The following is a 9,894-nucleotide window of genomic DNA, read 5'->3' as shown; positions in this document are numbered from 1 at the left end:
GGGATCGTGATCGGGACCTATTCGTCGATCTTTATCGCAACTCCGCTGGCGGCGATGTGGCATCGCAAAATCGGAGCGGGAAAGGCGGCATGATGGGATATCTGATGAAGCATTGTAAAATCGCCGCATTCTGGGCGTTTTTCTGTCTGCTCGTTGCTCTGTCGGCCGGATGTTCGCCGCGTGGAGAGGGGCGGGTTGATTCGGTGCGGATTCTGCGCGGGACGGGTCAGACCGCTCTCCCGGGGGAGCGGTTCCCGGTGGAACTCGTGCTTGAACTCACAGACTCCGGCGGCGACCCGGTCGCGGATTGCGCGGTCGCGGTCGAACCCGAACCGGGCTCCGAGCTCACGATTCCGGAACCGGTGCTGCGTTCCGACGCTGGCGGCGTGGTGCGGATTCCGGTCACGGCCGGCCGGAAGCTCGGGGACAACTATCTGCGGATCACGCCGGAGGGGGCGGATCGCCGGAGTCTGGTCTGCCGCTTCGTGACCGGGATCGAACTTCTCGACGGGCGTCGGGAGGGGGCGGCCGGTTCGCGTCTTTCCGATCCGATTGCGATCCGGCTGGTCGATTCCGGCGGTGCGCCGGTTGCCGGGCGCGAGGTCTACTTCGAGCCGGTGCGGGGGCCGGAGGGGGGAAGCCTGAAGCTCTCGCACTCGAAAGTGCTGACCGACCGTGACGGGGTGGCCGCCACGCGCGTCACGCTCGGAGAGGCGACCGGGGTTTACGGCATTGAGATCAAACCGGCCGGGCCGGACGGAGGAGTCCTGACCCGGGGCGTGACCGTTGAAGTCATGGGATTGAATCTGTGGAATCTGCTCATCGGGGCGTTTGCGGGGCTTGCGATTTTCGTCTTCGGCATGCACTTGATGAGCGATGGGCTTCAGAAAACTGCCGGAGAAAAGATGAAGGCCATCATCCAGCTCTTTGCGCGGAACCGTTTCGTCGGATTGCTCGCGGGTGCCGGAGTGACGGCTGTGATTCAGTCGTCGAGCGCGACGACCGTCATGGTGATCGGCTTTATCAACGCGGGACTTCTGAATCTTGCGCAGTCGATCGGAATCATTTTCGGTACGAACATCGGCACGACCATCACCGCGCAGATTGTTGCATTCGACATTTCGGCATTGGCGCTCCCGGCGATCATCGTGGGGCTGCTGCTCTTCTTCATCCCGTATCGCAACTGCCGCGGCATCGGGGAGACCGTACTCGGTTTCGGATTCCTCTTCCTGGGGATGGTGATGATGAGCGACGAGTTGACGCGGATCGCGGACTTCCGGATCGTGACCGATCTTTTCGCCCGTTTCGACTGCACGCCGGTCGACGGGGTGATGCCGTTCGGAGCGGTTCTCGGGGCGCTGCTGATCGGGCTGGTGGTGACGATGATCATCCAGTCGAGTTCAGCCTCGACCGGCATTGTGATCGCGCTCGGCGCGGGCGGACTCATCAATCTTTACACTGCGCTGCCGCTTGTGCTCGGCGCGAATATCGGCACGACCGTCACCGCACAGCTTGCAGCGATTCCGGCCAATCGAGTCGCAAAACAGGCGGCGCTGGCGCACACGCTTTTCAACGTGATCGGAACGGTGATCATGCTGGTGTTTTTCTACGTGCCGTGGGGGAGTTCCGGGATTCCGGTCTTCTTTCACATCGTCGACGCGGTGACGCCGGGGGATGCGTTCGGAGCAGTCGCTCAGAATGTGCCGCGTCACATTGCGAACGCGCATACGCTGTTCAACGTCTTCACGGCGATTCTGCTGCTGCCGTTCGTCGTGCCGTTGACCCGTGTCTGCGAGCGGCTGATCCCGGTGCGGAAGAAGATCAAGTATACGAGCCTGGATCCGTATCTGCTTGAAAATCCGCCGATTGCGCTGCATCAGACGGTCGGTCGTCTGCATACGCTGACCCGCGGCGCCTGGCATCTGCTCGGAAAATGCACGGAAAGCGTGCTTGACGGCAAGGTCGACAGTTCAAAACGCGAGGCGTATCGCAGACGTTCCGCCCGGATCGAGCGCATGCAGCAGGAGATCACCTCCTATCTCGTTCAGCTCGCTCAGCGGCCTCTGACTGCGGAGCAGTCGGCGGCGATTCCCGTGCTGACCCGCTGCACGAACGATGCCGAACGGCTTGCGGAATATGCGGGGCAGATGATGCTTGAAGCGGCGCGTTTCACCGAACGGCGCGAGAAGCTGTCGAAAAAGTCGGAGAAAGAGCTGCGGGAACTCTTCCGCGAGGTGGGGCGCATGGCGGATCACGTTCTCGAAGCGCTCGAGTCGGGAAAGGTGGAGGCCGTCCCGCTTGTGCGTGCGCTGTCCCGGGAGATCTGCGGCCGCGCCGATCGGCTGGAGGCGGGGTGCCTCGACAATCTGCGCCGGGGCACGTACAGCGTCGAAAACGGCATGATCTTCCTGTCGCTGGCGGGAATGATGCGGCAGGCGTGCGGCAGGCTCGAAAACATCGCGCTTCTCTCGGCTGCACTCGGACGCTATGAATGGGCGGGAAATCCGGCTTCGACGATGCGTCAAACGCCGACTGCGTGAGTTTTTCCGCAAAATCTCCGCCGCGAAAAGTGGAAAAAGCCCGGTTTTGTGCTAAAATATGAAAACGCTGTTTTAACCATGAGGGCTGAAAAATGATACTTTTCGCGGCGGATGACCATTATCATACTTCTCCGGGGAAAAACACCTACGAGGAGATTGCAACCGACTATCCGGAGATGCGTTTTTACGAGAACGACTGGTCGTGCTTCACGGCTTACGACCTCGCTTCGGAGTGCGAACTGCTGATCCTGAACATGATCGCGGACACCTGCAATCTGCCGATCCCGGACGAGGCCGCTGCGAACTCGGTGAAACGCTACTGCGAGGCGGGCCGGCCGATGCTGCTGCTGCACGGTGCGAGTTCCGCGTTCTGGCCCTATGACTGGTTCCGGGAGTCCTCCGGCTTCCGCTGGGTGCGCGGGAATGATCCGGACGGATTTGAACCGAGTTTCCATCCGCATGAACCCTATCAGGTTGTTCCGGCCAAGACCCGCCATCCGCTCGCGAAAAAACTTGTGCCGATGGATTTTCCGCAGGATGAGATCTACACCGGTCTGGAACAGACCCGCCCTTTCACGATTCTGATGCAGACGACGATCAGCATGGGGAGCTTTCCGCAGTGCACCGAGTCGTTCACGCGCTGGGGCGGCCGGGTCGTGAATTTCCTGCCGGGTCATCTCCCCTGTGTGACCCGCCATCCCGATTTTGTGAAGAACGTGAAAATCCTGATTGACGACCTGCTCGGCAGGTGATTCCCGCGGACTGGAGGGAGCGGATGAAAATGCGGTTTCCGGTGCTGTTTCTGGGAGTGCTGCTCGCCGCCTTTCTGGCCGGGGCGGCGGAGCCGGGGGAACCCGGTTCGTATCCGCTGCGGAAACTCCTGACCCGCGGGGAGGGAAATGCGGAACTCGGCGCGGTGCGGGTCGACCGTGACCTCGCGGTGCGGGGGGCGTCGCAGGCGAACAGTGCGTTGTTCACTCCGGCCGGGGAGTTGATTCCGTTTCGTTTTGAGCCGGTCATGGTCTCAACGGCACGGAAGACGACGAACGCGCTCGGACTCGCTTCCCGACCGTATTATTCGTCGGACCGCACGCCTGGAGTGGTGTTCGACAATCCGTCGCGAAAGACGATCATTGCCGTGGAACTCCGCAGCTCCGAGCACGACTTCGACAAACTTGTGAGGATCGAATCCAGCGAGGATGGAGTCCTCTACCGGGCGGTCGGGCCCGATCAGCCGGTTTACGACCACTCCCGGGTGGAGGCTTCCCGGCGGACCGTGACGTTTCCGCCCGTCTCCTCCCGTTATCTGCGCGTCCGGGTGATGGATTACCCCGAGGAGGTGCGGACGCCGGGGGCGACTGTCGAGGGCGGGTTGATCTCCGGCGGCGAGGAGTATGCGCGCCGCCGGATCCGGATCGACCGATTTGTCGCTCTCACCGGCGGAAGTATCAGCGAGTCGATCCCGTTGGTTGAACCGGTTGCGCCGCTGGAGTCCTCCCGTCGGGAGGAGGGGAATCGCACGGTGATCGAGGGGCGTTTCGAGCCGGAGGTGTTCCGTTTGCTCCGGGCCGAAGCGGCTTCGGGGAAGCCGTTTGCGCGTACGATGGAGTTTTACGGCAGCATGGACGGGAAGAAATATCTGTTCATCGGGAAACGGTTCGGCTGCTGTTTCGATGCTCCTGCGTCCGGGTGTCAGGTCGAATTGCCGGTTGACGCCCGGCGTTTCCCCTTTTACCGGCTGGTGGTGGACAACGGCGGAAGCGCTCCGCTCGAAACGGTTCGGCTGCTCGGATGTGCGGAGCGTCGGCGGATTGTTTTCGAGAGTCGCGCTCCGGAACTGATTCTGGCCTATGGCGGCGAGGCCGCGGTCGTCCGTCCCGAGAGCCGCGCTGTCGGGGAGGTCAATTCTTACACGGCCGGTCCGGAAGAACCGAACCCGGCGTATGAAACCGGGGGCGTCAACTGGGTGCGCTGGATTCTGGCGGCGGCGGTCGGAATCATGGCGGTTATACTGGTCAGTCTGCTCTGGCAGGGATATCAATCGATCGTCAAATGATCGGAAAGAAAGGAGAAAGCCAATGTCGATTCAAAGCATGTTGTCCGCAGCATCGCTCGCATCGCTGCTGCTTCTTGCGGGATGTTCGTTCTTCGGGGAGAAAACTGCACCTGCTCCGGTGGAGATCGTCACCACGGTGCAGGAGGCGCCGCGCCCGGCGATGACGGGGTTCGCCTTTCAGGTGACGACCGACAAGCCTGCGGTCACTTACAAGGTCGGTGAGCCGATCGTCTTTACCGTTGAGCTGTTTGAGAACGGGACTCCCGCGGGCGCCGGGAAGATCCTCACCTGGGAGCGGAACGGCGATGACGGCATCGTCGAAAAGGGCGGCGCGAAATCCGGCGTCCCCATGAAAATCGTGACGCAGGGCAAAACCCCCGGTTTCATCCGGCTGACCGTGAAAGCCGAGAATGAGGACGGCACGCCGTTGAAGAACGGATCGCGCAACGTGACGGTCACTTCCGGAGCCGCGGTCGAGCCGGACAAGCTCGAAGTCGCCCCCGAACCGGCGGATTTCGACGCGTTCTGGGAGCGCCAGAAAGCGCGCGTCCGGGAGGTCCCGCTCAAAGTGCTCGAAAAAGTTCCCGTGAAAGTCCGCACGAAAGGTGTGGTCTGCTATGATGTGAAAGTCGCCGCTCCCGGCGGGAAACCGATGTCCGGTTATCTCTGCATGCCGGAGAATGCGGCGGAAAAATCGCTCCCGGCGACGGTCGTCTATTTCGGTTACGGCGTCTATCCGATCGGGAAGAACGACGGAATGGCGAAAGACCGCATCGTGCTCTCGGTCAACGCGCACGGCTTCCTGAACGGCCAGCCGAAAGAGTATTACTCGAAACTTGCGCAGGGAGAACTCAAGGCGTATGCGTTCGACCAGAAAGAGAATTCCGATCCTGAGACGACCTACTTCAACGGCATGATGCTGCGGCTGATCCGCTCGCTCGAATATGTGAAGAGCCTGCCGGAGTGGGATGGAGAGAATCTCCGGGTCGAGGGCCACAGTCAGGGCGGTATGCAGACCGGTTTCGCCGCCGGGCTCGACGAGGATGTGACCGAAGCGGTCCTGAATCAGCCGTGGATGTGCGACATCGGCGGCGCGGCGATGGGGCATTTGCGCGGAACTTGGCACATCAAACCGACTGAAGCGCTGAAGTATTACGACACGATCTACCACATGCGCCGTTACCACGGCAAGGTGCTGCTGCTGGCAGGCCTCGGCGACTATGTCTGCCCGCCGTTCGGCATGGCGAAGATCTTTGCGGAGGCGCAGGGGCCGAAAGAGATCATCTACACCCAGTCCGCCGGTCATAACGGCAATCCGAAAGGGGAGAAGATCTCCCAGAAGAGCGTCCCGGTCAAGTAGGTGCGTAACATGAAAAAGGTGAAAATCACCGTTCTCAAGACAACGTTCGATGCCGAACTCGCCCGAGAGTACGGCGCAGAGGGACTTGGCGCCTGTCCGATGCTGAAAGCCGGACAGGTTTTCTACGCGGATTATGCGAAGCCGGAGGGGTTTTGCGACGAGGCGTGGAAAGCGATTTACCAGTATGTGTTCGCTCTGGCGCACGGCGCTGGCAACGGGTTGTTCTACTTCGGAGACTGGATTCGGAAACCGGGCGTAGCCATCTGCAGCTGCAATGACGGACTGCGTCCGGTAATCTTCAAACTCGAGGCGACAGACGAGGAATCCCGGATCGACTATACGCCGATCCGGTGACTCCGCAATCTGTTTTGTTCAGAGAAATACGTTTTGTTCGAGGAGGAGAGCGCGCAGTTTCAGCGGATCGAGATTGCGCGGCTCGATCCCCGCTTTGACGCAGAGAGCGGCAGCGGTCCCGGCCGCCTGACCGAGAGCGATGCAGCAGGCGGTCGTTCTGACCGAACCGAGGGCGGCCCGGTCCGCGGAGATGCACCGCCCCGCGACCAGCAGCCCGTCGACCCGTTCGGGAATCAGGCAGCCGTAGGGAATCTGGTAAAAATCCCCTTCCGCAGGATGGTATGCGTCGCCGGAACTCGATTCGCCGCCGAATCCACCGTCCGGATTGTGCATGTCGATGTAATAAGCGTGACTGGCGACGGCGTCGGGAAATTTCCGGGCGGACATGACATCTTCCCGGGTGAGCGTTTTGACTCCGCACAGCCGCCGGGTTTCGCGCAGGCCGACGCTGCCGGTGGCGATCAGCGCGGACCGTTCAAACCCGGGAATGTATTTCCGGAAGAACGCGGCCATGAGCCGCGCCTGCCGCCGCCCCTCGATCTCCGCGCGGGTCAGATCTTCCGCCCGGGTGCCGTCGATCCCGGTGATCCGGGTCATGTTGTGATAGGTCACACCGTCGATCATCGTGCGGCAGCCGGGATAGGGCGAGATCGGCATATCGAGTTCGCCGAGTTTCCGTGCTTTTGCCTCGCACTCCGCCATGAATCCCGGATGGGCGGCGAGATGGGCGGCCGCCCGGTCGTAATCGACGTTCGCAAGCATGAATGCCGTGGTCACGGGCTGCATGCGGCCGTCGGAGTCGCGCCCTTTCCGGGTCGCGGCCCCGGCGAAAGCCGCTGCATCGGCGTCTCCGGAGCAGTCTGCCACGATCCGGGCGGTGAAACTGCGTCGTCCGCTTTTGCTCTCCGTGACGACGCCGGTGACGCGCCCGCCCGCATTGCATACGGTATCGACGCAGCGGGTGTGGTAAAGGATCTCCACCCCCGATTCGAGCAGCATCTGATCGAGCGTGTATTTGAGTCCCTCCGGATCGAATGCGCAGTACCAGGTGCGGGGGAGCCGGCGGAGTTTTTCCTCCGGTTCTTCGGCCTCTCCCGTCGCCGCCAGGCGCTGCATGAGTTCCAGCGCGATCCCGTGGATGATCAGCTTGCGGTGATCGTGCATGCAGGTCACATGATTTTGAAGTCCGAGCGTCCAGCAGCCTCCGGCCATGCCGGAATCCTCGATCAGCAGCGTCCGGGCCCCGTTGCGGGCGGCGGCGAGCGCCGCGCCGATTCCGGCGGGACCCGCGCCGACGACGATCACGTCATGGGAGGAGATCATTTCCCCTCCGTCAGACGAATCATGTTCAACTGGTTGTAACGGTCTTTGCTGTTCTGGGTTGCGACTCTGGTGTGGTAGGTTTTCCACTCATCGACATCGGTGCGGTCGCGGTTGTAGAGAACGGTCCGGAATGCGAGCCGCTGATCCGGTTTGAAGTCGCCGACTCCGAGTGCGGAACTCTTCAAGCGCAGTTCCACCCGGTAGCCCTCCTGCGTCGGCTGATAACTCCAGCGGATTCCCGGAGCGCTCTTGCCCGGAGCGAGTTCCAGTGTCTTGTCGTATGCCGGATTGCTCACTCTCAGCTGAGCGGCTTTTCCCTCCGTCGCCGGAATCACGGTGAACCGGTAGTCGAAGAGGCTGGCGGCATCGTACTGGCGGCCGGGACGGGCGCACAAATCCAGCTCAAGCCGGTCTCCGCCGCCTTTCCCGTTCGGACCGGTCAGGACGATTTTGCGGTCTTTCACGTCGAAGAGAATGGCGACTTCTCCGGGGGTCCAGCTCCAGTAGCTTTTGAGTGAGGAGCGTGACGCCTTTTTGTCGGCAAGTTCAAAGAGCGGTTCTCCTCCGTAAGCCGCCGGTTCGCTCCTGCCCGGGAGCCGGGCGCTTCGCGGAATGGTGTAGAGCGTTTTTCGCGGCTGCCAGCGATCAGGCATGAGCTCATCTTCCGGACCGATCAGCGCACCGGCCGGAGCGGGAGCGACGCCGACAAGATAGAGCGGGTCTCCGTTCAATGTCAGTTTCAGGCGGCCGCCGTCGCACTTCTGCTTCGACGCGTGTCCCATGATGTCGACGACGGTGATCTCATCGACGCCGGTGTCGACGGTGAACGGCAACTCCTTGTCTTCGGTCCACAGCGCGAGGGTCTGGACGCCGTCTTTTTCAAATCGCATCGCGCCGATGCCGTGACCGAAATCGTGCTCGCCGACGAAACGGCTGCCGTCGATCATTCTGGCGCAGTTGGAAAATGCGATCAGCGCGGGTTTCGGTTCGCCGTTGAGTCGGAAGTAGCCGAAATAGTGTTCCCGGTCTTTCGGATCGTATTCGCGGCTGGCCATCGTATGGGGGATCAGGGTTTTCACGTCTCCGGCATAGAGTTCGAGAGCTTCGCGGACGGTGTTCCGTGCCTGTCCGGCCTCGGTCGTGACCCGCTGTCCCTGCGGGGCGGTCGACCAGCCGAATTCCGTCGCGTAAAAGTCGATTTTCTTTCCGGTTTTCGCCTCCACATAGTCGCGGTAATTGCGCAGAATCTGGCGGAATCCGCGGTATTCCGTGGTGCGGGAGCAGTAGGGATGGATCCCGATCATCTTCTGATTGCGGAGCTTCCCCGCGGCGATGACGCGCTTGTCGTATTCGTTGACCGTGGCATAAATGTTCGGGCCGATCACGGCATTCGGGCGGACCTCGATGATCGCTTCGGCCGCCCAGTTCGCGAGCGTCGCAAAATCCTCCGCGGAGAGCGTCTTCCACTGCCACGGTTCGTTCCAGATCTCAAAGACGTTCTGATCTTCGGGGATCTCCCGGACGAGTTTCTTCACATGCGCCTGATATTCCGCCTTTTTCGGCATCAGCGCCTTGGTCCGGCCCTTGACTTTGGTGAAGTCGGTGATTTTGGGGTAGCGCGCACGGTCGATCATTTCGTCCGGATAGGTTTCGACTTTCAACACCACGTTGACCGGATAGTTGCGGATCAGTTCGATCGTATCCATGGGAGTGCGCTGCCCGAGCTGGGCGCGGGTCCACTGAAGTCCGAGATTGCAGCAGACGCCCATCACTTTGCCCGCATCCCAGTGCAGTTTCCGGTTCCACCAGATCTCTTCAATGAGCCAGAGTTTCATGCCGAACCGGTAGCCGCCGTCCCGCACCTCTTTCGCCGATCGGTGCGAAAAATCGGCCACGCCGAACGAGTTCCGCCACTCTTTCGTCTTTTCACCCTGTTCGTTGGAGAGCGTCGAGAGAATCTCGTAATAGCCGCGCTCCGGCTTCCCGCAGTCGAGCTCATACTTCTGCTTCGTGCCGCTGAGTTTCTCCTCGCGTTCGAGAAGTTTCTTTCCGGTGTAGTCGCGCACTTCGATGCGGAGCGTCCCCTTGAGAGGCTTCTTGTCGCTGATCGTGACCGGCAGACGCACTTCGCTGCCGGTTTCAAAGACGTTGCACGGCACCGGCTGGTCGACCGTGAGATCCAGCGCTCCCGCCGCCGTGGCGGCAAGCAGAACTGCGAACAGAAGTTTCCAATGCGTCAGTTTCAAAATTTCACCTCTTCC

General features: G+C 61.3%; 8 protein-coding genes. 6 read left to right on the top strand and 2 right to left on the bottom strand.

Annotated elements, in window-relative coordinates; genetic code table 11:
• The first annotated feature begins 6 nt into the window (after positions 1-6).
• The 6 genes from Q0J85_RS15420 (at position 7) to Q0J85_RS02650 (ending at position 6,310) form a co-directional block, all read left to right on the top strand.
• Positions 7-93: a hypothetical protein gene (locus tag Q0J85_RS15420; protein WP_367274580.1), complete on the top strand. Its 87-nt coding sequence runs from the start codon at positions 7-9 to the stop codon at positions 91-93.
• Complete coding sequence (locus Q0J85_RS02670) at positions 90-2,540, top strand: Na/Pi symporter (protein WP_294478021.1); 2,451 nt, start codon at positions 90-92, stop codon at positions 2,538-2,540. Before Q0J85_RS15420 ends, Q0J85_RS02670 begins: the two co-directional genes overlap by 4 nt.
• A gap of 92 nt (positions 2,541-2,632) precedes the next feature.
• Positions 2,633-3,292, top strand: a complete 660-nt coding sequence (locus Q0J85_RS02665; protein ID WP_294478020.1) for a ThuA domain-containing protein — start codon at positions 2,633-2,635, stop codon at positions 3,290-3,292.
• A 23-nt stretch (positions 3,293-3,315) separates the two neighbouring features.
• Positions 3,316-4,596, top strand: coding sequence for a hypothetical protein (locus Q0J85_RS02660; RefSeq protein ID WP_294478017.1), 1,281 nt, complete (start codon positions 3,316-3,318; stop codon positions 4,594-4,596).
• Positions 4,597-4,618: 22 nt separating this feature from the next.
• On the top strand, positions 4,619-5,956 hold the full coding sequence (locus Q0J85_RS02655; protein WP_294478015.1) for an acetylxylan esterase: 1,338 nt from the start codon (positions 4,619-4,621) through the stop codon (positions 5,954-5,956).
• A 9-nt stretch (positions 5,957-5,965) separates the two neighbouring features.
• Positions 5,966-6,310: a TIGR04076 family protein gene (locus Q0J85_RS02650; protein WP_294478013.1), complete on the top strand. Its 345-nt coding sequence runs from the start codon at positions 5,966-5,968 to the stop codon at positions 6,308-6,310.
• Between the two features lie 18 nt (positions 6,311-6,328).
• On the opposite strand, the gene Q0J85_RS02645 is transcribed toward Q0J85_RS02650, so the two are convergent.
• Both Q0J85_RS02645 and Q0J85_RS02640 read right to left on the bottom strand, forming a co-directional pair.
• Entirely contained in the window at positions 6,329-7,633 is a 1,305-nt protein-coding gene (locus tag Q0J85_RS02645; protein ID WP_294478011.1) for an FAD-dependent oxidoreductase, read from the bottom strand.
• Positions 7,630-9,879 (bottom strand): hypothetical protein, encoded by a 2,250-nt coding sequence (locus tag Q0J85_RS02640; RefSeq protein WP_294478009.1) that lies wholly within the window; start codon positions 9,877-9,879, stop codon positions 7,630-7,632. The genes Q0J85_RS02645 and Q0J85_RS02640 overlap by 4 nt, the downstream gene beginning before the upstream one ends.
• Positions 9,880-9,894 lie beyond the last annotated feature (15 nt).

The sequence above is a fragment of the uncultured Victivallis sp. genome, from assembly GCA_944389935.1.
GTDB lineage: Bacteria > Verrucomicrobiota > Lentisphaeria > Victivallales > Victivallaceae > Victivallis.
This window is presented reverse-complemented; position numbering and strand designations above follow the sequence as displayed.

Bases quoted from the DNA above. Each gene is read 5' to 3' on its own strand.
- Q0J85_RS02670 (WP_294478021.1), top strand. From the start codon at position 90: ATGATGGGATATCTGATGAAGCATTGTAAAATCGCCGCATTCTGGGCG.
- Q0J85_RS02665 (WP_294478020.1), top strand. From the start codon at position 2,633: ATGATACTTTTCGCGGCGGATGACCATTATCATACTTCTCCGGGGAAA.
- Q0J85_RS02660 (WP_294478017.1), top strand. From the start codon at position 3,316: ATGAAAATGCGGTTTCCGGTGCTGTTTCTGGGAGTGCTGCTCGCCGCC.
- Q0J85_RS02655 (WP_294478015.1), top strand. From the start codon at position 4,619: ATGTCGATTCAAAGCATGTTGTCCGCAGCATCGCTCGCATCGCTGCTG.
- Q0J85_RS02650 (WP_294478013.1), top strand. From the start codon at position 5,966: ATGAAAAAGGTGAAAATCACCGTTCTCAAGACAACGTTCGATGCCGAA.
- Q0J85_RS02645 (WP_294478011.1), bottom strand. From the start codon at position 7,633: ATGATCTCCTCCCATGACGTGATCGTCGTCGGCGCGGGTCCCGCCGGA.